The sequence below is a fragment of the Mycolicibacterium sp. HS_4_1 genome (genome assembly GCF_054515875.1).
Genome location: NZ_CM137261.1, coordinates 1,686,573 through 1,709,628 on the forward strand (window position 1 = coordinate 1,686,573; position 23,056 = coordinate 1,709,628).

Below are 23,056 nucleotides of genomic sequence, written 5' to 3' on the forward strand. Positions count from 1 at the left end.
TGCTGTGCCTTGTCGCTGACCCGGCTGGTGTCGGCGACGAGGTTTCACACATCCGGGGGGGACATGGGGTGGACAGCCATGGCTGGTCTTGGGGACCACCCGCTCGGCAGCATCCTGGGCAGCGCCCTCGGCGGCGGTGGCAACCAGGGCGCCGGCGGCGTGCTCGGCAGCGTCCTGGGCGGGTTGTTCGGCAACCGCAAGTAGTTCTCCGCGCGGCCGGAAATGTGCCGCTTGTCGGGCGCATTTACGTCAGGTCGCAGCGCTTACCTAGAATTGGCCGGTGACTGCCAGCGATACGCCTGATCCCACGACCGTGAATGCGGCCGATTCCCTGCCCAAATCGTGGGATCCGAGCGCGGTAGAAGCTGACATGTACCAGGGCTGGGTCGACGCCGGGTACTTCACCGCCGACCCGACCAGCGACAAGCCGCCGTACTCCATCGTGTTGCCGCCGCCGAACGTCACGGGCAGCCTGCACATGGGCCACGCGCTCGACCACACCCTGATGGACGCGCTGACCCGGCGCAAGCGCATGCAGGGTTACGAGGTGTTGTGGTTGCCCGGCATGGACCACGCCGGTATCGCCACCCAGACCCTGGTGGAGAAGCAGCTCGCCGCCGAGGGCAAGACCAAGGAGGACTTCGGCCGCGAGGGCTTCGTCGAGAAGGTCTGGGACTGGAAGCGCGAGTCCGGCGGCACCATCGGCGGCCAGATGCGCCGCCTGGGCGACGGTGTCGACTGGAGCCGGGACCGGTTCACCATGGACGAAGGCCTGTCGCGCGCCGTCCGCACCATCTTCAAGCGGCTGTTCGACGCCGGACTGATCTACCGCGCCGAGCGGCTGGTCAACTGGTCGCCGGTGCTTCAGACCGCCATCTCCGACCTCGAGGTGAAGTACGACGACGTCGAGGGCGAACTGGTGTCGTTCCGGTACGGCTCGATGAACGACGCGGAACCCCACATCGTGGTGGCCACCACGCGACTCGAGACCATGCTCGGTGACACCGCCATCGCCGTGCATCCCGAGGACGAGCGCTACCGCGCGCTGGTCGGCAGCACGCTGCCGCACCCCTTCCTCGACCGCGACATCATCATCGTGGCCGACGACCATGTGGACCCCGAATTCGGCACCGGCGCAGTCAAAGTCACGCCCGCGCACGATCCGAACGACTTCGAGATCGGCCTGCGGCACAACCTGGCGATGCCGACCATCATGGACACCAAGGGCGCCATCGCCGGTACCGGAACCGAATTCGACGGCATGGACCGCTTCGAGGCCCGCGTCAAGGTGCGCGAGAAGCTGGCCGCCGAGGGCCGGATCGTCGCCGAGAAGCGGCCGTATCTGCACAGCGTCGGGCACTCCGAGCGCAGTGGCGAGGCCATCGAGCCGCGGCTGTCCATGCAGTGGTGGGTCAAGGTGGAGTCGCTGGCCAAAGCCGCTGGTGACGCAGTCCGTAACGGTGACACCGTGATTCATCCGACCAGCCTGGAACCGCGCTGGTTCGCCTGGGTCGACGACATGCACGACTGGTGCATCTCGCGGCAGCTCTGGTGGGGACACCGCATCCCGATCTGGCACGGCCCGGACGGCGAGACCGTCTGCGTCGGCCCGGACGAGGAGCCGCCGGCGGGCTGGGAGCAGGACCCCGACGTGCTGGACACCTGGTTCTCGTCGGCGCTGTGGCCGTTCTCCACCATGGGCTGGCCGGACAAGACACCGGAGCTCGAGAAGTTCTATCCGACAACGGTTCTGGTCACCGGCTACGACATCCTGTTCTTCTGGGTGGCCCGGATGATGATGTTCGGCACCTTCGTGGCCGACGACCCGGTGCTGCAAGGCGCCAAGGTGCCGTTCGAGAATGTCTTCCTGCACGGCCTGATCCGGGACCAGTTCGGGCAGAAGATGAGCAAGTCCAAGGGCAACGGCATCGACCCGCTGGACTGGGTCGAGATGTTCGGCGCCGACGCGCTGCGCTTCACCCTGGCCCGCGGTGCCAGCCCCGGCGGCGACCTGTCCATCGGTGAGGACCACGCCCGCGCATCCCGCAACTTCGCGACGAAGCTGTTCAACGCAACACGTTTTGCGATGATGAACGGGGCGGCTCCTGCCGCGCTGCCGGACGCGTCCGAGCTCACCGACGCCGACCGCTGGATTCTGGGCCGGCTCGAAGAGGTGCGTGTCGACGTAGATGACTCGCTCGACACTTATCAGTTCAGCCGCGCCTGCGAGGCGCTGTATCACTTCGCGTGGGACGAGTTCTGTGACTGGTACCTCGAGCTCGCGAAAGCTCAACTGTTCGAAGGCGGTTCGCGCGCCGAGCACACCAAGGCCGTGCTGGCCGCGGTGCTGGACGTGCTGCTCAAGCTGCTGCACCCGGTGATGCCGTTCGTCACCGAGGCGCTGTGGAAGTCGCTGACGGGCGGCGAGTCGGTCGTCATCGCGCAGTGGCCGCAGGCGTCCGGTGTCGCGCTCGACCAGGTTTCCGCTGAGCGCATCACCGACATGCAGAAGCTCATCACCGAGGTCCGCCGGTTCCGCAGCGACCAGGGCCTCAATGACCGGCAGAAGGTGCCCGCGCGCCTCGTGGGCATCAGCGAGGCCGACCTCGACGCCCAGGTCGCCTCGGTGACGTCGCTGGCCTGGCTGACCGAGCCGGGTGCCGACTTCAACCCTTCCGCGGCAGTGGAGGTCCGGCTGTCGAAGGGCACGGTCGTCGTCGAGGTCGACACCTCGGGCACGGTCGACGTCGCCGCAGAGCGGCGCCGGCTGGAGAAGGACCTGGCCGCCGCGCAGAAGGAACTTGCCCAGACCGCAGGCAAATTGGGCAACGAGGCGTTCCTGGCGAAGGCGCCTGAGGACGTCGTCGCCAAGATCCGGGCCCGCCAGCAGCTGGCCACCGAAGAGGTCGACCGGATCAACGCCCGGCTGGCCGGTCTGCGATGACGGAACCGCGGCCCCGGTTCGATGGCGCCGCTGGCGCGGCGCCCACGCCCGACGAGATCGCCGAGCTGCTGCAGGTCGAGTATCTGCTCGACCAGCGGTGGCCGGAGACGAAGATCGAGCCGAGCACGGTGCGCATCGAGGCGCTGCTGGAGATGCTCGGCTCGCCGCAACGCGGCTACCCGAGCATTCACGTGGCCGGCACCAACGGCAAGACCTCGGTCACCCGGATGATCGACGCGCTGCTGACCGCGTTCAGCCGCCGCACCGGCCGAACCACCAGCCCGCACCTGCAGGCCGCCACCGAGCGCATCGCGATCGATGGAAAGCCCATCAGCCCAGCGCAGTACGTCGCGACCTACACCGAGATCGAACCGTTCGTCGACATCGTCGACCGCCAGTCTCAGGCCGGCGAGCTGGCCGGCGAACTGGGGGAGCCGGGCCCGAAGATGAGCAAGTTCGAGGTGCTCACCGCCATGGCGTTCGCCGCGTTCGCCGATGCGCCGGTGGACGTCGCGGTCATCGAGACCGGGCTGGGCGGGCGCTGGGATGCCACCAACGTCGTCGACGCCCCGGTTGCCGTCATCACCCCGATCGGCTTGGACCACACCGACTTTCTCGGTGACACCATCGCCGCGATCGCGGGGGAGAAGGCCGGCATCATCGCCCGCCAGCAAGCGGACCTGGTGCCCGCCGGCACCGACCCCAGCACCGTCGCGGTGATCGCCCGTCAGGTGCCTGAGGCCATGGAAGTGCTGATGGCCCAGGCGGTTACGGCCGATGCCGCCGTCGCCCGCGAGGACTCCGAGTTCGCCGTCCGCGGCCGGCAGGTCGCCGTCGGTGGGCAGCTCCTGGAGCTACAGGGGCTCGGCGGCGTCTACACCGACATCTTCCTGCCGCTGCACGGTGAACATCAGGCACACAACGCCGCCCTGGCGCTCGCCGCGGTCGAGGCGTTCTTCGGCGCCGGCGCCGACCGTCAACTCGACGTCGACACCGTGCGCGCCGGCTTCGCCTCGGTGACCAATCCTGGTCGCCTGGAGCGGATGCGCAGTGCCCCAACGGTATTCATCGACGCGGCACATAATCCCGCGGGGGCTGCGGCGCTCGCCGACGCGCTCCAGACGGAATTCGAATTCCGGTTCCTGGTCGGCGTCATCTCCGTCATGGCGGACAAGGACGTGGCCGGCATCCTGACCGCGCTCGAGCCGGCTTTCGACCTGCTGGTGGTGACCCACAACGGGTCGCCGCGGGCCTTGGACACCGAAACGCTGGCATCCCTCGCAGAGGAAACCTTCGGCCCGGAGCGGGTGATCACCGCGCCGACGCTGCCCGACGCCATCGAGGCGGCGACAGCGTTGGTCGAGGAGTCGGGCAACGATTACGGCTCGTCCGATGGCCTCTCCGGGGCGGGCATGGTGATCACCGGTTCGGTCGTGACAGCCGGAGCGGCCCGCACCCTGTTCGGAAAGGACCCGGCGTGAGCACCCCTAACCAGCAGCCCGACCCGTGGCGGAGTTTCCGCGGCGTGATGGCCGGCACGCTGATCCTGGAAGTCATCGTGGTGCTGCTGGCGCTGCCGGTGGTGTCGGTGTTCCACGGCGGCCTGACGCCGCTCAGCAGCGGCTACCTCATCGGCATGGCGATCGTGCTGGCCCTGCTGTCCGGGATGCAGGGCCGGTCCTGGGCGCTGTGGGCCAACATCGGGATTCAGTTCGTGCTGATCCTCGGTGCGTTCATCGACGTGACCATCGGCGTGGTCGGCATCATTTTCCTGCTCGTCTGGGTACTCATCTTCTATCTGCGGTCCGAGGTCAAGCGCCGCCAGGACCGCGGTCTGCTGCCTGGCCAGCAGTGATTTCTGCCCGAATCGCTGGATTCGGTTACTGACTAGTACGCTGTCCGCCGTGACTGAGCAGACCCTTGTTTTGATCAAGCCCGACGGCGTCAAGCGCAACCTGATCGGCGAAATCATCAGCCGGATCGAGCGCAAGGGCCTGACCTTTGCTGCTCTTGAGCTGAAGACCGTCAGCGTGGAGCTGGCGACCAAGCACTACGCCGAGCACGAGGGCAAGCCCTTCTTCGGCGACCTGCTGGAATTCATCACTTCCGGCCCCGTTGTGGCCGCGATCGTCGAGGGCCCGCGTGCCGTCGCCGCCTTCCGGCAGATCGCCGGCGGCACCGACCCGGTGGAGAAGGCCGCGACCGGCACCATCCGTGGTGACCTGGCCCTTATCACCCAGGACAACCTGGTGCACGGCTCGGATTCCCCGGAGTCCGCGGCCCGCGAAATCGCCCTCTGGTTCCCCGGTAACTGACACTGTGGGCCGCCGGTAGCTGAGCTACCGGCGGTACCTCGTCGGAGATTGGCCGGCGATGTGGGATACTGGCGTACGGGTGACCTGCTTCATACCAGGAGCGGACGCCCGGATGAAGACTTAGACGACGCGACCACTCAGAGAAATCTGGGTGCGGCGCCGACCGTCCAGCCATCATTCAGCCAGGCACCGAGGGCTCCCGTGGGCCGCTAGGTGCGAGACCACAACAATCTCGGGAGAAGTTCCCCGAGCCAATACAAGAAGCCCTCGCGTGGCCGCGTCGCACGACGCGCCCGGGGGCTTGAGGAGAATACGTGGCCGACGATGCCCAACTTGAAGCCCGATCCGAAGACGCCGGCAGCGCAGCGGAGCCGATAGAGCTCCCCGAGCGCCTGCGGATTTTCTCGCTGGCCCGAATCCTCGGGACCACCAGCAAGAAGATCACCGAGACCCTCGCCGGGGTCGACGGCAGGCCCCGCAATCCCGCGTCCACGGTGACCCGTGCCGAGGCCGAGCGGGTCCGCGATCTGCTGGGTCTTGGTGCCGAAGCCGCTGCACCCGCACCCGAGGAGGCCGTCGAGCCGGTGGCCGAGGTGCTGGTCGAGGTCACCACCGAAGCCGCAGAGGTCACCACCGAGGCCGCTGAGGTCGCCGTCGAAGCCGTCGACGTCGCTGAAGCTGCCGTCGAGATCGCCCGCGAGGCGGCCGAGGCAGGCGACGCGCAGCCCGACGAAGACGAGCCCGAGTCCCGGCTGCTGTTGGAGACGGTTTCGGCCCCCCCAACGACCTCAGCCGAGCCCGCCGACTACCTGCCGCTGTTCGTGGCGCCGCAGCCCGTGACCTTCCGGCCGCCCGTCGAGCCCGACGATTTCGCCGACGATGACACTGCCGACGACACGGCCGATGGTGCCGACGACGGTTCCGATGATGGCAGCGACGAAGATGGCGACCGGCCCGCCAACCGGCGCCGCCGTCGTGGTCGCCGTGGGCGTGGCCGCGGCCGCGGCGAACAGAGCAGCGACGACGCGACCGACGCAGACGCAGACGCCGACGGCGAGACGCAGGACGCATCGGCCGAGGGCGACGAGGACACCGACGGTGAGGCCGACGAGGACTCCGGTGACGACGACGCGAACGCGTCCGACGGTGCCAGTCGCCGTCGTCGCCGTCGCCGTCGCCGCAAGTCGGGCGGTGCCGGTGGTGACGATGCCGATGGCGAGAACGGTTCGTCGGACGATCCGCCCAACACCGTCGTCCACGAGCGCGCCCCGCGCACCAAGTCGGACAACAACGAAATTCAGGGCATCACCGGGTCGACCCGCCTCGAGGCCAAGCGTCAGCGCCGTCGCGACGGTCGCGACGCGGGCCGCCGCCGTCCGCCGATCCTGAGCGAGGCCGAGTTCCTGGCCCGTCGCGAAGCCGTCGAGCGCGTGATGGTGGTGCGCGACAAGGTCCGCACCGAACCGCCGCACGAAGGTGCCCGGTACACCCAGATCGCCGTGCTGGAAGACGGCGTCGTGGTCGAGCACTTCGTGACATCCGCGGCATCGGCCAGCCTGGTCGGCAACATCTACCTCGGCATCGTGCAGAACGTGCTGCCCTCGATGGAGGCGGCGTTCGTCGACATCGGTCGCGGCCGCAACGGCGTGCTCTACGCCGGTGAGGTCAACTGGGAGGCCGCCGGCCTCGGCGGCAACAACCGCAAGATCGAGCAGGCGCTCAAGCCCGGCGACTACGTCGTCGTCCAGGTCAGCAAGGACCCGGTCGGGCACAAGGGCGCTCGTCTCACCACGCAGATTTCTCTGGCCGGGCGCTACCTGGTGTACGTGCCGGGTGCGTCGTCGACCGGGATCAGCCGCAAGCTGCCCGACACCGAGCGTCAGCGCCTGAAGGAGATCCTCAAAGAGGTCGTCCCGGCCGACGCCGGCGTCATCATCCGCACCGCGTCCGAGGGCGTGAAGGAAGAGGACATCCGCGCGGACGTCAACCGGTTGCAGGAACGCTGGAATCAGATCGACGCCGAGGCCGCAACCATCAAGGCCAAGGCCGCCGGCGCCGCGGTCGCGCTCTACGAAGAGCCCGACGTGCTGGTCAAGGTGATCCGCGACCTGTTCAACGAGGACTTCTCCAAGCTCGTGGTGTCGGGTGACGAGGCTTGGAACACCATCAGCAATTACGTCAATTCCGTTGCACCGGAATTGCTTTCGCGCATGTCGCAGTACGAGCCGGCGGGTGGACCGACCGGGCCGGACGTGTTCTCGGTGTACCGCATCGACGAGCAGCTGGCCAAGGCCATGGACCGCAAGGTGTGGCTGCCCTCGGGTGGCACCCTGGTGATCGACCGCACCGAGGCCATGACGGTCATCGACGTCAACACCGGCAAGTTCACCGGTTCGGGCGGCAACCTGGAGCAGACGGTCACCCGTAACAACCTGGAGGCCGCCGAGGAGACCGTGCGCCAGCTCCGGCTGCGCGATATCGGCGGCATCGTGGTGATCGACTTCATCGACATGGTGCTCGAATCCAATCGTGACCTGGTGCTGCGCCGCCTGACCGAGGCGCTGGCCCGAGACCGGACCCGGCACCAGGTGTCCGAGGTGACTTCGCTGGGTCTGGTGCAGCTGACGCGTAAGCGCCTCGGCACGGGCCTGATCGAAGCGTTCTCCACGACCTGCACGCACTGCGCGGGCCGCGGCATCATGCTGCACGTCGATCCGGTCGACACCGCGTCGGCGAACGGTCGCAAGACCGAAGCCGCGGGCGGTAACGGTGGTGGCGGTGGCCGGCGCAGCAAGCGCGCCAAGAAGGCGGCGCCGCCCGCCGAGGAGACTCCGGTGGCGAAGGTGCCGCCGCATCCGCAGGGCGAGCACCCGATGTTCAAGGCCATGGCGGCCGCGAACGGCAAGCACGAGGACGAACTCGACGATGAAGACATCGTCGAGGACATCGCCGAGGAGGCGACCGACGGCGATGCCATCGAGCCCGCAGAAGCGCTGACCGAGCTGGACCTGGACGCCGACGAGGTTGACGAAGACGAGGACGACGCCGAAGACGACGAACTCGAAGTCGAACTGGATGAGGACTTCGAGGACAGCGACGACGACGGCGACGAGCTGGACCTCGACGAGGACGACGAAGACTCGGACGACGAAGACGATGAGGATTCGGACGAGGACGACTCGGACGAAGACTCCGATGACGAAGACGATGAGGATTCGGACGAGGACGACGAGGAAGAGGCTGATCAGCCCGCTGCGCCGGTCGTCAGCCCGGCTCCCGTCGTCCGGCAGCGGCGCCGCGCCGCGGCCCGTCCCGCCGGTCCGCCGGTCGGAGGTGTCGATGGCTGATGCCGTGAGGGTCCTCGCGGTTTGACCCTCGATTAACTGGTCACGTACCCTTGACCAGTTGTCGCCTGGCCGACACCGGCGACAGCGGGTGCCATAACGGCCCCGCATCACAGACCAGCGCTCGCAGCCTTCGGGTGGCGCGCGCCCCGCAGTAGACGAAACGAAGAACAGAGGAACACCAACGATGGCAGCCGATAACGCCACGTACGCAATCGTCAAGACTGGTGGCAAGCAGTACAAGGTTGCCGTCGGTGACGTGGTCAAGATCGAGAAGCTCGACGTTGAGCAGGGCGCCTCGGTGTCGCTGCCCGTCGCTCTCGTGGTCGAGGGTGCGAAGGTCACCACCAGCGCCGACGCGCTGGCCAAGGTCGCTGTCACCGGCGAGGTGCTCGAGCACACCAAGGGCCCGAAGATCCGTATCCACAAGTTCAAGAACAAGACCGGCTACCACAAGCGCCAGGGCCACCGTCAGCAGCTGACGGTCGTCAAGGTCACCGGCATCAAGTAAGTAAGGGAGCGAACTAGACATGGCACATAAAAAGGGCGCGTCCAGCTCTCGTAACGGTCGCGATTCAGCCGCCCAGCGACTGGGCGTCAAGCGCTTCGGCGGCCAGGTCGTCAAGGCCGGCGAGATCCTCGTCCGTCAGCGCGGCACCCACTTCCACCCGGGCGTGAACGTCGGTCGCGGTGGCGACGACACTCTGTTCGCCACGGCCCCCGGCTCGGTGCTCTTCGGCTCCAAGCGCGGGCGCAAGACGATCAACATCGTCCCGGTCGAGGCTTAACCTTTTCCCACGAGGTGTGAAGCTGCCACGAGGTTTCGCCTCGTGGCAGCTTTTCTTTTTGTTGAGGGAGAGGACGTCAGATGGCACCCCGGTTCGTTGACCGTGTGGTGATCCACGCGCGCGCCGGTAACGGCGGCAATGGCTGTGCGTCGGTACATCGGGAGAAGTTCAAGCCGCTCGGTGGGCCCGACGGCGGCAACGGCGGTAAGGGCGGCAGCATCGTGCTGGTCGTCGACCCGCAGGTGCACACCCTGCTCGACTTCCACTTCCGCCCGCATGTCGACGCACCCTCCGGCAAGCCCGGCGCGGGCAGTAACCGCGACGGTGCTGCGGGCGCCGATCTTGAGGTCCACGTGCCCGACGGCACCGTCGTCCTCGATGATCAGGGCCGAATGCTGGCTGACCTGGTCGGCGCCGGTACCCGCTTCGAGGCCGCCGCCGGTGGCCGCGGCGGGCTGGGTAACGCCGCGCTGGCCTCGCGGGCGCGCAAGGCGCCAGGTTTCGCGCTGCTGGGGGAGAAGGGCGAAGTCCGCGATCTCACCCTCGAACTCAAGACGGTTGCCGATGTCGGCCTGGTGGGCTTCCCGTCGGCCGGTAAATCCTCTCTGGTGTCGGCCATTTCGGCCGCCAAGCCGAAGATCGCGGACTACCCGTTCACCACGCTGGTGCCCAATCTGGGTGTGGTCTCGGCGGGCGAGAACACTTTCACCGTCGCCGACGTCCCGGGCCTGATCCCCGGCGCCTCCGAGGGCCGCGGCCTGGGCCTGGACTTCCTGCGGCACATCGAACGCTGCGCCGTCCTGGTCCATGTGGTGGACTGCGCCACCCTGGAGCCCGGCCGTGACCCGATCTCCGACATCGAGGCGCTCGAGGCCGAGCTGGCGGCGTATACGCCGACGCTGCAAGGGGATTCGACCCTCGGCGACCTGGCCGAGCGGCCGCGGGCGGTGCTGCTCAACAAGATCGACGTTCCCGACGCCCGCGAACTTGCCGACTTCGTCAAGGACGAGGTGGCCGCCAAGTACGGCTGGCCCGTCTACGAAATCTCTACGGTGAGCCGAGATGGCTTGCGTCCGTTGACCTTTGCGCTCTGGGACATGGTTGCGGCGTACCGCGCCGCACAGCCTGCGGTGGCGCCGCGCCGGCCGATCATCCGCCCCATCGCGGTCAACGAGACCGGCTTCACCGTCGAATCGGACGGCTCCGGCGGCTTCATCGTGCGCGGTACCCGGCCGGAACGCTGGATCGCGCAGACGGCTTTCGACAACGACGAGGCGGTCGGTTACCTGGGCGACCGGCTGGCGCGCCTGGGCGTCGAGGACGAGCTGCTGAAGATGGGTGCTCGCGCGGGCTGCGCCGTCACCATCGGCGACGTCACCTTCGACTGGGAGCCGCAGACGCCCGCCGGTGTCGACATGCAGATGTCCGGGCGCGGTACCGATGTCCGTCTGGAGCAGACCGACCGCGTCGGCGCGGCGGAACGTAAGGCGGCCCGTAAGGAACGCCGCCGGTCAGCGGAGGAACCCGAGGACGAGTCGTGACTCACAGCCCCGACGCGGTGCCCTCGGTGCACCGCGAGGCCGTGCGTACGGCGCGCAGCGTTGTCGTCAAGATCGGGACCACGGCCCTCACCGCGCCGAATGGCATGTTCGACGCGGGCCGGCTGGCCACGCTCGCGGACGCCATCGAGAAGCGGATGAAGGCCGGCTCGGACGTCGTGATCGTGTCGTCTGGTGCCATCGCCGCCGGGATCGAGCCGCTCGGCCTGAGCAAGCGCCCGACCGATCTGGCCACCAAGCAGGCCGCAGCCAGCGTCGGTCAGGTGGCTCTGGTCAACGCGTGGAGTTCGGCGTTCGGCCGGTATGACCGGACCGTCGGGCAGGTGCTGCTCACCGCGCACGACATCGCGCAGCGCGCGCAGCACAACAACGCCCAGCGCACCCTGGACCGGCTGCGGGCGCTGCACGCCGTCGCGATTGTCAACGAGAACGACACAGTGGCCACCAACGAGATCCGGTTCGGTGACAACGACCGGCTGTCGGCCCTGGTGGCGCAGCTGGTCGGGGCCGACGCGCTGATCCTGCTGAGCGACATCGACGGCTTGTACGACGGTGATCCCCGCAAGGCGCCCAAGGACAATCCAGCCCGCTTCATCCCGGAGGTCGCCGCGTCGGGCGACCTCGACGGCGTGTCGGCGACCGGCGGTAGCCGGCTGGGCACGGGCGGCATGGCGTCCAAGCTGTCGTCGGCACTGCTCGCGGCAGATGCGGGTGTTCCGGTGCTGCTGGCGGCCGCCAGCGACGCGGCTGCCGCGCTGACCGACGCCTCGGTGGGCACGGTGTTCGCCGCCCGCCCCGAGCGCATGTCGGCTCGGCGGTTCTGGGTGCGCTATGCGGCGGAGACGACAGGGACGCTGACTCTGGACGCCGGTGCGGTGCGGGCCGTCGTCCGGCAAAGGAGATCGTTGCTGCCGGCGGGCATCACAGCGGTGTCGGGCCGCTTCCACGGCGGCGACGTCGTCGAACTGCATGGTCCGGACGGCGGCGCGGTGGCCCGCGGGGTCGTGGCCTACGACGACTCCGAGCTCGCGGGCATCATCGGGCGGTCCACTCCCGAGCTGCCCGTGGAGCTGCGCCGACCTGCGGTTCACGCCGACGACCTGGTAGCAATTTGACGTCGACTTTGTGTGTATTTGGCTAGAATCACCGCCTCGTTCTGTGTTTTGCCTGTTAGAGAAGGCCTGCCTATTAAATTAGGGTTATGCTGCCTTCGACACCTGCGCAGCAAACAGAATTGGGGGGGCGATGGCGAGACAGTCCGTACTGGCGGTCGGCGCGCATCCCGACGACATCGAACTTGGCTGCGGCGGCGCGCTGGCAAAGCACGTAGCGGCCGGCGACAGGGTCACCATGCTGGTGGTGACCCGCGGCGAAGAGGGGCCGGGCGAATCGCAGGAGCGGGTGAATGAGCAACTCCGTGCCGTCGAGGTGTTGGGTGTCCACGAGCTGCTGTGGGGCCAGGGTTTCGGCGACTGCCGTGTCTCGCTGCAGGAGTTCGAGCTGGTGCACCTGATCGAAGATGCCATCGAAAAGTCTGCTGCGACAATCGTTTACACCCATACAGCCAACGACAGCCACCAGGATCACCGAGTGGTTTCCCGCTGTACCCTCGGTGCCGCGCGGTGGGTGTCGTCGATCATGACCTACGGCGGACCGTCGGCCATCGGTTTCAATCCGACGGCCTTCGTGGACATCTCGGATGCACTGGACAAGAAGGTCGAAGCTCTCATGTCGCACGTGTCGCAGGCCGAGGCCAGCGAAAAGGTCAGCGCCTCCTGGGTGCGCAGTTCCGCTGAGCACTACGGCTTCCTGTGCCGCCGGGCGTTCGCCGAAGGTTTCGAGCCGGCCCGACTGGTCGTCGATTTCTGACCCGGTGCCGACCTTTCTCATTGTCGGAGCGGGTCCGACGGGGCTGGGCGCTGCTGTCCGCCTGACCGAACTCGGCATCGACCACCTCGTGGTGGACGCCGGCGATCAGGTCGGGGGCATGGCGGCCTCGGTTCGTGACGCGCACGGTTTCACGTGGGATCTCGGCGGCCATGTGCTGCACAGCCACTTCGCAGAATTCGACCGGGCGGTCGCCGCGTCCGGCGTCAAGATGAACGATGTCGCCCGGAATGGTTGGGTGTGGTTGGACGGCAGCGGACCGCATGCCCTGGTGCCGACGCCCATTCAGCAGCAACTCACCGAGCTGCCGACCGATCTGTACCCGGACGCACCGCTGCACAACCTCGCCGACTATTACCGGAACAATTTCGGTGGCAAACTTTTCGACGAGTTTTTCGGCCCCTACAACTACAAGATGTGGACGGCCCCGCTCGAGCAGATCGACCACGAATGGACGTCGCTGCGCAGCGGCAGTGCCGCGCCGAACGTGCCGCGCCTCGGTTTGGCCGGCTCGGCAACTGCGCCTGCGGGCAGTTTTCCGTACCCGATCGGCGGCACCGGCGCACTGTGGCAAGGGGTGTACGACCAGATGCTGGCGCCCGAGACGGTTCGGCTGGGCACCCGGGTGGTCGACATCGACATGGCCCGGCGGCTGGCGACGCTGGACGACGGCTCGACCGTCGCGTACGACCATTGCGTCAGTTCGGCGCCCCTGACCACCGCCTGGGACTGGCTCGGTGGGGCGGGCGCGGAGGGAACGCCCCGACGAAACACCCTGTGCGCCAGCCGTATCTACGCGGTCGGGCTCGGCTACCGCGGTCCGGCACCGGCGGCGCTGGCCGACAAGACCTGGCTGTACTGCCCGGACCTGGGCGTGCCCTGGTACCGGGCCACGATGCTGAACAACTATGACCCCGCCAACGCCGGCGCCGGCCGCTGGAACGTGCTGTGCGAGGTGCCTTTGCTGCCGGGGCAAACGCTGACCGGTAATGACGCGGTGCGGCGCACCGAGGAATCACTGCGGGCACTGGGCGCCGAGTCCGAATACGTGGTCAGCCGGTTCGTGCAAGAGGTTCCGATGGGCTATCCGGTGCCGACGCTGGGCCGCGACGACATCGTGCGGACGCTCGACGAGCGGCTGCGCGGCCATGGCTTCTACAGCCGGGGCCGCTTCGGCGGCTGGCGCTACGAGTCGTCCAACCAGGATTACGGGTACATGCAGGGCCGGGAGGCTGTGGACAACGCGTTGTCGGGGACGCCCGAGGACGTCTACTGGCACCCGGACAGGTTCTGAGCCGGCAGTTCGTTCGTCAGTAGCGCCAGGATTTCCGAACACCCGCTGTCGATCTTCACCGTCGCGAGCTCGTCGCCGCGGGTAGGGCCCCGGTTGATGATCGCGACGGGCATGCCGGCGGCGGCCGCGTGCCGGACGAAGCGGTAGCCCGAGTACACCGTCAGCGACGATCCCGCGACCAGCAGTGCGTCCGCGTCGTCGACCAGGGAGTAGGCCTGCTGCACGCGGTCTTTCGGCACGCTGTCGCCGAAGTACACGATGTCGGGTTTGAGGATGCCGCCGCACCTGGGACAGTCCAGGTACCGGAAGGTCGTGGTGTCCTCGACCGTCGCGTCGGCGTCGGGGGCCACGCCGATGCTGCCCACCTGGGTGGCGATCCGGTCGGTGAAGCCGGGGTTGAGTCGTTCCAGCTCTTCGGCCAGCGCGGCCCGGGTCATGGTGTGCCCGCAGCTCAGGCAGATCACCCGCGCGTAGGTGCCGTGCAGGTTGACCACCGTCCGGGACCCGGCCTTGGTGTGCAGCAGGTCGACGTTCTGAGTGATGACGCCCGTGACCAGCCCGGCCTGTTCCAGCGCGGCGACGGCGCGGTGGCCGGCGTTGGGCCGGCGTGCGGCCATGTGCCGCCAGCCGATGTGGTTGCGGGCCCAGTACCGCTGCCGGAAGGCCGGACCGGACAGGAACTGCTGGATGGTCATGGGATTGCTCGGCGGCGAGTCCGGCCCGCGGTAATCCGGAATGCCCGAATCGGTGGAGATGCCGGCGCCGGTCAGCACGGCGAGACGCCGGTCGGCCAGCAGATTGACCAGTTCAGGTGCCTGCACGCCATCGAGGGTAGGCCGTCCACGGTGTTGCGCGACGTGTCGGTGCGACAATCGAGTCGTGGACTTCTATTCCGCCTATCGGCACGGATTCGTCCGCGTTGCCGCGTGCACGCACCACACCACGCTCGCGGACCCCGCGACCAACGCCCAGTCGGTGCTGCGCCTGGCGCGCGACTGCCACGACGACGCCGTGGGGTTGGCGGTGTTCCCGGAGCTGACGCTGTCGGGGTACTCGATCGAGGACATCCTGCTGTCGGACACGCTCTTGGAGTCGGTGACCGAGGCGCTGGGGACGATCGTCGAGGCGTCGGTCGAGTTGCTGCCGGTGCTGGTGGTCGGTGCGCCGCTGCGGTACCGCCACCGCATCTACAACACCGCGGTGGTGATACACCGCGGTGCGATCCTCGGCGTCGTGCCCAAGTCGTACCTGCCGACCTACCGCGAGTTCTACGAATCGCGGCAGGTAGCTGCCGGTGATGACATCACCGGGACCATCCGGGTGAACGGTGTCGGCGTCCCGTTCGGCAGTGACCTGTTGTTCGCCGCCGCCGACCTGCCGAACTTCGTTCTGCACGTGGAGATTTGCGAAGACATGTGGGTGCCCGTGCCGCCGAGTGCGACGGCCGCGCTGGCCGGCGCGACGGTGCTGGCCAACCTGTCGGGCAGCCCCATCACCATCGGGCGCGCCGACGACCGCAAACTGCTGGCCCGCTCGGCGTCGTCGCGCTGCCTGGCGGCGTACGTCTATGCGGCGGCGGGGGAGGGCGAGTCGACCACCGACCTGGCGTGGGACGGCCAGACCATGATCTACGAAAACGGTGTGCTGCTGGCCGAATCCGAGCGTTTCCCGCGTGGGGAGCGCCGGTCAGTCGCCGATGTCGACACCGAGCTGCTGGCCGCCGAGCGGTTGCGGATGGGCACGTTCGACGACAACCGGCGCCAGTTCGCCGACCGGACCTCGGACTTCCGGCGCATCGAATTCACGCTGTCCCCGCCGGCGGGCGACATCGGCCTGCTCCGCGCGATCGAGCGGTTCCCATTCGTGCCGTCGGATCCGCAGCGGCTGCAACAAGATTGCTATGAGGCCTACAACATCCAGGTGTCCGGACTGGAGCAGCGCCTGCGGGCGCTGAACTTCCCGACCGTGGTGATCGGGGTGTCCGGTGGGCTGGATTCCACCCATGCGCTGATCGTCGCGGCCAAGGCGATGGACCGGGAGGGGCGGCCGCGCAGCGACATCCTCGCCTTCACCATGCCCGGCTTCGCGACCGGCGACCGCACCAAGAGCAATGCCACCGCGCTGGCCAAGGCACTCGGAGTCACGTTCTCCGAGTTGGACATTCGGGACACTGCCAGGCTGATGCTCGCCGAGATGGGGCACCCGTTCGCCCGCGGCGAGGCCGTGTACGACGTGACTTTCGAGAATGTTCAGGCCGGGCTGCGGACCGACTTCCTGTTCCGGCTGGCCAACCAGCGCGGCGGCATCGTGCTCGGGACCGGTGACCTGTCCGAGCTCGGGCTGGGTTGGTCCACCTACGGCGTCGGTGACCAGATGTCGCACTACAACGTCAATGGCGGCGTACCGAAAACCCTGATCCAGCACCTGATCCGGTGGGTGATCTCCTCGGGCCAGTTCAACGACGATGTCAACGACGTGTTGCAGTCGGTGCTGGACACCGAGATCACCCCGGAACTGGTGCCCGGCGACAATGTACAGAGCAGCCAAGCCAAAGTGGGACCGTATGCGCTGCAAGATTTTTCGCTGTTCCAGGTGCTGCGGTACGGGTTCCGGCCGTCGAAGATCGCATTCCTGTCCTGGCATGCGTGGCGGGATGCGGAGGCAGGTGACTGGCCCGCCGGCTTCCCCGACGACGAGCACGTGGCGTACTCGCTGGCCGACATCCGGCACTGGCTGAAAGTCTTTGTCCAGCGGTTCTACTCGTTCAGCCAGTTCAAGCGTTCGGCGCTGCCGAACGGGCCGAAGGTGTCCGCGGGTGGTGCGCTCTCCCCGCGCGGGGACTGGCGGGCGCCGTCGGACATGTCGGCGCGCATCTGGCTCGATGAGATCGAGCGCAACGTCCCGGAGGCCTGAGCCCGCGTCGCTTTCGACAACACCTCGGCGTCAGAACGGTGGGGAGCTGTCGCCGTCGATGAGTTGTTGGGCGAGTCGGAGTTTGGCATCGGCGGTTGATGCGGATTCGAGTAGTTCGGTCCAGTTGAGGGCGCGTTCGCGCCGGATGTGCCGGGTGCGGTCGTCGGTGCGGGTGCGGCGGCGGGTGGGCATCATGAGGTCGCGGCCGGGGTGGTCGCTGCTGGTCGCCGCTGGTGCTGGTGGCGGTGCTGGTGGTGGGGTGGGGAAGTGTGTGTCGGGGAACAGGATTCGGCTGCCGGGCGGGGTGGTGTAGGTGTGGCCGGTGGGGGCGGTCCAGGCGATGGTGCCGTCGGGGTGCTGGTGGGTGCGCCATCCGGGAGGTCCGGTGTAGAAAGTTTTGACCAGGTGGTGTTTGCGGCATTTGGGGGTCAGGTTGCCTGGATGGGTCGGTCCGGCCGGCCACGGAACGGTGTGGTCGAGGTCGGCGCCCGTGGCGGGGCGGTCGCAGCCGGGGTGCATGCAGGTCATGTCGCGCATGCGGACATAGGCGGCGAGCGCGGTCGATGGCCGGTAGTGCGGCTGTCCATCGGGCGGAACCGGGGGTGTCAGAACATTTTTCACCGTGGCGCCGCGGGCGGCGAGGTCGGCCAACAGCACGGCGGGGATGACGGGCCCGGCGGGCAGGTGCCCGATGGCCTTCTGGTCGATGACAGGTGCGGGTTCGGGTCGGGGTGCTAGTGCGTCGGCGACGGGGGTGGCGGGCGTGACCGGGGGCCTGACCTCAGGAGAGTCGAGCAGCGGGTCGCTGACCGGCTGGGGTGCGACCTCGGTGAGGACGTGGATGATCACGGCCGCGGCGCGGGGATCGGCTCGGGCGGCGGGACAGTCGGGCCGGGCGCAGTGGCAGGGGAGGCGGTCGCCGCGGGCAGCCAGGATGCCGAGGGCGTCGGCGCGGCGCTGGCTCAGCGTGCGCGGGTCGTCGCCGCAGACCTCACGTGCCATGGCGGTGAGGGTGCGGTCGAGGAGTTTGGCGTCGGTGGCCAGCAGCAGGCCCCAGATGGAGGTGACGCCGGCGGGGTCATCGGGCTTGCCGAATTCGACGACGCGGCCGCGGACGGCGTTGCGGGTGCGGCGGACGGCGGCGGGGTCGAATTTTTCGATCCAGCTGTCGATCTGCCCGATGGTGTCGGCTTTGGACAGGGGTCCCCAGTGGCGTGCGGCGCCGGCGATGGCGGTGTCGATGAGGGCGAGGGTGGCCGAGTCTTGGACGTGCTCGGTGTGCCAGCAGATCTGGGTGACCAACCCGAGGGACAGGCCGCCCGCGGCGAGTAGCGCCCCGACCTGGGGGAGGCGGTCCCGCAGAGTCAGGGCAAGTTGCATCTGGCTGGCGGCGTGCCAGCGATTGATGCTCAAGGCTGCGCCGATCTCGCTGGCCGCGGCATCCCAGCCGTCGCACGCCCACAGGTCGCGGTCTTCGTAATCGGTGCAGCGGCGGTAGGTGAGTTCGGCGATGGCGGCCAATCGGCGGGCGGCGTGCTGGGCTTCGGTGCGGGTGGCGCTGGTCATCGAGTCGATCAGGGCAGCGTCGTCGGCTTCCTTGGTTTCGATGACCAACGTGTCGAACATACTTTCGACTCTAATTACCGCGCCGAACCCGCGCCACAAAAGAAGTTCCAGCCTGTGGATAACTTTCCAGGGCTTAGAAGTGGGTCATGCGGCCGCGAGAACATTGGGTTCATCGAGGTCGTCGTCGGCCGGGCGTTGGGACCGCGCCGCCGTGTGCACGACCATTGCGAAGGCGACGGTGATGGGAATGACCGGGCCGTCCATGCCGCCGGCGAGCACGGCGTCGGCAACAGTGAAAGCCGGCGGCACGATCTGCGCGTACAAGCTGGCGGCTGTGGGCGCGGCGGCGAAGCCCCACAGGATCCAGCGCCACTGCCGTTCGCGCACCGTATCGCCGATGGCCCGCGCCCGGAACACCCCGCGCGCCGCGAGTGCGATGACGATCCACGCCGGCACCAGGTGGAAAAGGACCAAGGAGTGCGGGATCGGCGCCGACAACCGGACGACCAGGGTCGGGTAGGCGAGCGAGCCGGCAACCGCCAGCGCGAGGGCGAAGAAGTACGCGCGCCGCGGGGCGGACGCGACGCTCGCGTCCGCCGCCGAGCGCTGAGTGAGCATGAACGCGAACGCGGCGCTCGCGGGTGCGGCGACGCCGAGGATGATGGAGCCGACGCCGATGTTGGTCAGTAGGTCGTGCTGCGGGATCAGCGGTTGTATCCCGATCCAGATCACGCGCAGCAGCGGCGCCGTCATCATCAGGGCGATGCCGTAGGTCATCCAGGCCTGGTGGGTGACGACGTCGCGGCGGCGGATCGCGTACACCGCGTACCAGGCGCTGCCGAGCGTGCCGATTGCCAAGGCGCGCAACTGGGTTTCGAATGCCGGCCCGATGAAATGCTGCGCAGCGGGTGTGACATACAGAAATACCAACGCCGTCAACATGCTGACGGACATCAGTGCGAGATACACCCGACCGGTCCACCGGTGGAGCGCGGGCCGGCGGGCGCGCAGCTTCGGTGAGAACTGAAACAAGCCCAGCGCCAAGGCAAGTCCGGCCAGCGTGGTGTGGGCCATGAGAACCACGCGATGCTCGGCGTAGGCGTGGTGGCGGACCGATTCGACGGACCCCTCGCCGACCGCGTAGGCGCGACCGTTGATCAGGGTGTTGACCGAGTCCTGCCAGCGCGACATTTCTGGGGCGAACAACGGCCAGGTGTAGTTGAGGGCAAGTGGCACATAGAAGACGGCGATGGCGACCGTGAGTAAGAAGAATCTCCGCGACACAGCGATTCCTTCGTGGTCGTCCGTCAGATCGTCAGATTGTAGGACCACCGGTCGCTTACCTGCAGTATTTGCTGCGTCAGGCCGGGGCTCGTCAGGGCGCCGAACCCAGCGCATCCTCAATGGCCTCGTCGTACGGTGCGCAATTGCCGGCACCGGCGACCAGGGTGGCCAGCGCGCCTGCCGTCACGGCCCGCAGAAGGGCATGCTCGGGATCCGCTCGCCAGCCGGCGGCCAGCACGCCGGCGAAGACGTCACCGGCGCCGGTGGTGTCGACCGCCTCGACCTCGGGTGCGGCGATGTGCGTCTCGCCTTCGGCGGTGCGGTGCACGGCGCCGTCGGCGCCGTGGGTTATGACCAGATGCGCGACGGGCCAATGCCACCCCGCGGCTTCGGTGTCGTTGACGATCACCACGTCGGTGGCGGCGGCCAATGCAGCGAGGGCGTGCGGGTCCACACCCGGAGGCGAGGCGTTCAGCACCACCGTCGCGCCACTGTCCTTGGCCAGCCGGGCCGCCGCCAGCGCGGTGGACGGCGGGATTTCCAGCTGCAGCAACAGCACATCGCAATCGGCGACGACCGCGCGAACCTGTCGTGAGTCCAGAGTCAGGTGCGCGTTGGCGCCCGGTGCCACCACGATCATGTTCTCGGCGCTGCTACCGACCATGATCGCCGCGGTGCCGCTGGGGACCGGCAGGCTGACCACGCCGTCGAGGCCGACGCCGTTGTCCTGCAGGTGCTTTCGCAAGGCACCGCCGGTGGCATCGGCGCCGAGTGCGGCGACCAGCTGGACGTCAGCACCGGCCCGGGCCGCGGCGACGGCCTGATTACCGCCCTTGCCGCCGGGCTCCGAATGCAACGACGACGCCAGCACCGTCTGCCCGGGCCCGGGCAGATCGGCCAGACCGAACACCAGGTCCATGTTGACGCTGCCCACGACGGTGATGCGAGTCACCGGGCCACGGTAGCCCCGACCGGCCTGAACCGCAGATACCTCGTTACCCTGGGTTAATGAGTGTGCACGCAGCTACGGACACCGATCTGCGCCAGCAGGTGCATGACGCCGCCCGGCGGGCCCGGGTCGCATCGCGCACGCTGGCCACACTGACCACTCAAGCCAAGAACCGCGCCTTACACGCTGCCGCGGACGCGGTGCTGGCCGCCGCTGACGCGGTGCTGGCCGCCAACGCCGAGGACATCGCGGCCGCGCGCGCCGCCGGTACCGCCGAGGCCATGATCGACCGGCTGGCCCTGAACCCGCAGCGGCTCGACGGCATCGCCGCCGGACTGCGTCAGGTCGCCGGACTGCCGGACCCGATCGGTGAGGTGTTGCGCGGCAGCACCCTGCCCAACGGCCTGCAGCTTCGGCAGCAGCGGGTGCCGCTCGGCGTGGTCGGCATGGTCTACGAGAGCCGCCCCAACGTGACGGTCGACGCCTTCGGCCTGGCCCTCAAGTCCGGCAACGCGGCGCTGTTGCGCGGCAGTTCGTCGGCCGCCCACTCCAATCGGGCACTGGTCACGGCGCTCCGTGCGGCACTGGCCGCCGAGGGCCTGCCCGAGGATGCGGTGCAGTTGCTGCCCAGCGAGGACCGGGCCAGCGTCACCCACCTGATCCAGGCCCGCGGTCTGGTCGACGTGGTGATCCCGCGTGGCGGCGCCGGACTCATCGACGCCGTGGTGCGTGACGCCACCGTGCCGACCATCGAGACGGGCGTCGGCAATTGCCACGTCTACGTCCACGAAGCGGCTGATCTCGACATGGCCGAGAGCATCCTGCTGAACTCCAAGACCCGCCGCCCCAGCGTGTGCAACTCGGCCGAGACCCTGTTGGTCGACCGGGCCATCGCCGACACCGCGCTGCCCCGGCTGGTCACGGCCCTGCAGGACGCCGGGGTGACGGTGCACCTGGACCCGAGCGAGGACGAGTTGCGCGCCGAGTTCCTGTCGCTGGACATGGCGGTGGCCGTTGTCGACGGTATCGACGGTGCCATCAGCCACGTCAACGAGTACGGCACCGGACACACCGAGGCCATCGTCACCACCAATCTCGCTGCGGCCCAGCGCTTCTCCGAACAGGTGGACGCCGCCGCGGTAATGGTCAACGCGTCGACCGCCTTCACCGACGGCGAGCAGTTCGGCTTCGGCGCCGAGATCGGCATCTCGACCCAGAAGTTGCACGCCCGCGGCCCGATGGGGCTGCCGGAACTGACATCCACCAAATGGATCGTGTGGGGCGACGGCCAGACCCGGCCCGCGTAGAGGAGAAGAACTTGAGTACACCCGCTCGTTCGGTGCCGCTGTTCGGCGAAAATGCCGCCATCGATGACGTCGCCAAGCGACTCGCCGAAACCGGATACCTGCCCGATACCGCAACGGCCACCGCGGTTTTCCTGGCCGACCGGCTGGGCAAGCCGCTGCTGATCGAAGGGCCGGCCGGTGTCGGCAAGACCGAACTGGCCCGGGCCATCGCCCAGTGCACCGGTTCGGAGCTGGTGCGGTTGCAGTGCTACGAGGGCGTCGACGAGGCCCGCGCACTGTACGAGTGGAACCACGCCAAGCAGATCCTGCGCATCCAGTCGGGTCAGCAGTCCGGCGACTGGGACCAGACCAAGATGGACGTGTTCAGCGAAGAGTTTCTGCTGAGCCGGCCGCTGCTGACGGCCATCCGCCGCACCGAGCCCACCGTGCTGCTGATCGACGAGACCGACAAGGCCGACATCGAGATCGAAGGCCTGCTGCTGGAGATTCTGTCGGACTTCGCCGTCACTGTCCCAGAACTGGGCACCATCAAGGCCCAGCAGACGCCGCTGGTGGTGCTGACCTCGAACGCCACCCGCGAGCTGTCGGAGGCGCTCAAGCGCCGCTGTCTGTTCCTGCACATCGATTTCCCCGACCCCGACCTGGAGCGGCGCATCCTGCTGTCCCGGGTGCCCGAGCTGCCGGAGAAGATCGCCGACGAGCTGGTCCGGATCATCGGCGTGCTGCGCGGCATGCAGCTCAAGAAGTTGCCTTCGGTTGCCGAGACCATCGACTGGGGCCGCACGGTGCTGGCGCTGGGCATGGACACCCTGGACGACGCCATGATCGCCGCCACGCTGGGCGTGGTGCTCAAGCACCAGTCCGATCAGGTGCGCGCTGCCGGCGAGCTGAAGCTGAACTAGGACT

At 68.1% G+C, this 23,056-nt stretch carries 19 protein-coding genes; 15 read left to right on the plus strand and 4 right to left on the minus strand.

Annotated features, from left to right (window positions below; translation table 11 throughout):
• The first annotated feature begins 78 nt into the window (after positions 1-78).
• From ACX12F_RS08010 to ACX12F_RS08065, 12 genes are all read left to right on the plus strand, one after another.
• Positions 79-204 carry a hypothetical protein gene (locus tag ACX12F_RS08010; protein WP_459369072.1) on the plus strand — a complete coding sequence of 42 codons (126 nt, stop codon included), beginning with the start codon at positions 79-81 and terminating at the stop codon, positions 202-204.
• Positions 205-280: 76 nt separating this feature from the next.
• Complete coding sequence (locus ACX12F_RS08015; protein WP_459369073.1) at positions 281-2,944, plus strand: valine--tRNA ligase; 2,664 nt, start codon at positions 281-283, stop codon at positions 2,942-2,944.
• Positions 2,941-4,425, plus strand: a complete 1,485-nt coding sequence (gene folC, locus ACX12F_RS08020; RefSeq protein WP_459369074.1) for a bifunctional tetrahydrofolate synthase/dihydrofolate synthase — start codon at positions 2,941-2,943, stop codon at positions 4,423-4,425. The genes ACX12F_RS08015 and folC overlap by 4 nt, the downstream gene beginning before the upstream one ends.
• Positions 4,422-4,799: a DUF4233 domain-containing protein gene (locus ACX12F_RS08025; RefSeq protein WP_459369075.1), complete on the plus strand. Its 378-nt coding sequence runs from the start codon at positions 4,422-4,424 to the stop codon at positions 4,797-4,799. Before folC ends, ACX12F_RS08025 begins: the two co-directional genes overlap by 4 nt.
• 49 nt (positions 4,800-4,848) lie before the next feature.
• A complete protein-coding gene (ndk, locus tag ACX12F_RS08030; RefSeq protein ID WP_020102183.1) occupies positions 4,849-5,259 on the plus strand; it encodes a nucleoside-diphosphate kinase in 411 nt (136 codons plus the stop codon).
• A 314-nt stretch (positions 5,260-5,573) separates the two neighbouring features.
• Positions 5,574-8,606, plus strand: coding sequence for a ribonuclease E (rne, locus tag ACX12F_RS08035; protein WP_459369076.1), 3,033 nt, complete (start codon positions 5,574-5,576; stop codon positions 8,604-8,606).
• Between the two features lie 184 nt (positions 8,607-8,790).
• Positions 8,791-9,114 (plus strand): 50S ribosomal protein L21, encoded by a 324-nt coding sequence (gene rplU, locus ACX12F_RS08040; RefSeq protein ID WP_459369077.1) that lies wholly within the window; start codon positions 8,791-8,793, stop codon positions 9,112-9,114.
• Positions 9,115-9,133: 19 nt separating this feature from the next.
• Positions 9,134-9,391, plus strand: a complete 258-nt coding sequence (gene rpmA / locus ACX12F_RS08045) for a 50S ribosomal protein L27 (protein ID WP_459369078.1) — start codon at positions 9,134-9,136, stop codon at positions 9,389-9,391.
• A gap of 80 nt (positions 9,392-9,471) precedes the next feature.
• The gene (gene obgE, locus ACX12F_RS08050; protein ID WP_459369079.1) at positions 9,472-10,932 is read left to right on the plus strand and encodes a GTPase ObgE; all 1,461 of its coding nucleotides are present in this window, start codon (positions 9,472-9,474) and stop codon (positions 10,930-10,932) included.
• A gap of 17 nt (positions 10,933-10,949) precedes the next feature.
• On the plus strand, positions 10,950-12,065 hold the full coding sequence (gene proB, locus ACX12F_RS08055) for a glutamate 5-kinase (RefSeq protein ID WP_459370272.1): 1,116 nt from the start codon (positions 10,950-10,952) through the stop codon (positions 12,063-12,065).
• A gap of 130 nt (positions 12,066-12,195) precedes the next feature.
• Positions 12,196-12,819 carry a PIG-L deacetylase family protein gene (locus ACX12F_RS08060; protein WP_459369080.1) on the plus strand — a complete coding sequence of 208 codons (624 nt, stop codon included), beginning with the start codon at positions 12,196-12,198 and terminating at the stop codon, positions 12,817-12,819.
• Positions 12,820-12,823: 4 nt separating this feature from the next.
• Positions 12,824-14,131, plus strand: coding sequence for a protoporphyrinogen/coproporphyrinogen oxidase (locus tag ACX12F_RS08065; protein WP_459369081.1), 1,308 nt, complete (start codon positions 12,824-12,826; stop codon positions 14,129-14,131).
• On the opposite strand, the gene ACX12F_RS08070 is transcribed toward ACX12F_RS08065, so the two are convergent.
• A complete protein-coding gene (locus ACX12F_RS08070; RefSeq protein ID WP_459369082.1) occupies positions 14,107-14,952 on the minus strand; it encodes an NAD-dependent protein deacetylase in 846 nt (281 codons plus the stop codon). The two genes, ACX12F_RS08065 and ACX12F_RS08070, sit on opposite strands and share 25 nt — an antisense overlap.
• Positions 14,953-15,010: 58 nt before the next feature.
• On the opposite strand from ACX12F_RS08070, the gene ACX12F_RS08075 reads away from it, so the two are divergent.
• Positions 15,011-17,044, plus strand: coding sequence for an NAD(+) synthase (locus ACX12F_RS08075; RefSeq protein ID WP_459369083.1), 2,034 nt, complete (start codon positions 15,011-15,013; stop codon positions 17,042-17,044).
• A 30-nt stretch (positions 17,045-17,074) separates the two neighbouring features.
• Here the strand turns inward: ACX12F_RS08075 and ACX12F_RS08080 are convergent, their stop codons facing one another.
• The 3 genes from ACX12F_RS08080 to ACX12F_RS08090 all read right to left on the minus strand — a co-directional run bounded on the left by ACX12F_RS08080 (position 17,075) and on the right by ACX12F_RS08090 (position 20,813).
• Positions 17,075-18,670 (minus strand): HNH endonuclease signature motif containing protein, encoded by a 1,596-nt coding sequence (locus ACX12F_RS08080; protein WP_459369084.1) that lies wholly within the window; start codon positions 18,668-18,670, stop codon positions 17,075-17,077.
• 84 nt (positions 18,671-18,754) lie between these two features.
• Complete coding sequence (locus ACX12F_RS08085; RefSeq protein WP_459369085.1) at positions 18,755-19,894, minus strand: DUF2306 domain-containing protein; 1,140 nt, start codon at positions 19,892-19,894, stop codon at positions 18,755-18,757.
• Positions 19,895-19,985: 91 nt separating this feature from the next.
• Positions 19,986-20,813 carry a ribokinase gene (locus ACX12F_RS08090; protein WP_459370273.1) on the minus strand — a complete coding sequence of 276 codons (828 nt, stop codon included), beginning with the start codon at positions 20,811-20,813 and terminating at the stop codon, positions 19,986-19,988.
• Between the two features lie 89 nt (positions 20,814-20,902).
• Here ACX12F_RS08090 and ACX12F_RS08095 point away from each other — a divergent pair, with 89 nt between their 5' ends.
• Positions 20,903-22,150 (plus strand): glutamate-5-semialdehyde dehydrogenase, encoded by a 1,248-nt coding sequence (locus ACX12F_RS08095; RefSeq protein ID WP_459369086.1) that lies wholly within the window; start codon positions 20,903-20,905, stop codon positions 22,148-22,150.
• Between the two features lie 11 nt (positions 22,151-22,161).
• The gene (locus ACX12F_RS08100) at positions 22,162-23,052 is read left to right on the plus strand and encodes an AAA family ATPase (RefSeq protein ID WP_459369087.1); all 891 of its coding nucleotides are present in this window, start codon (positions 22,162-22,164) and stop codon (positions 23,050-23,052) included.
• Positions 23,053-23,056 lie beyond the last annotated feature (4 nt).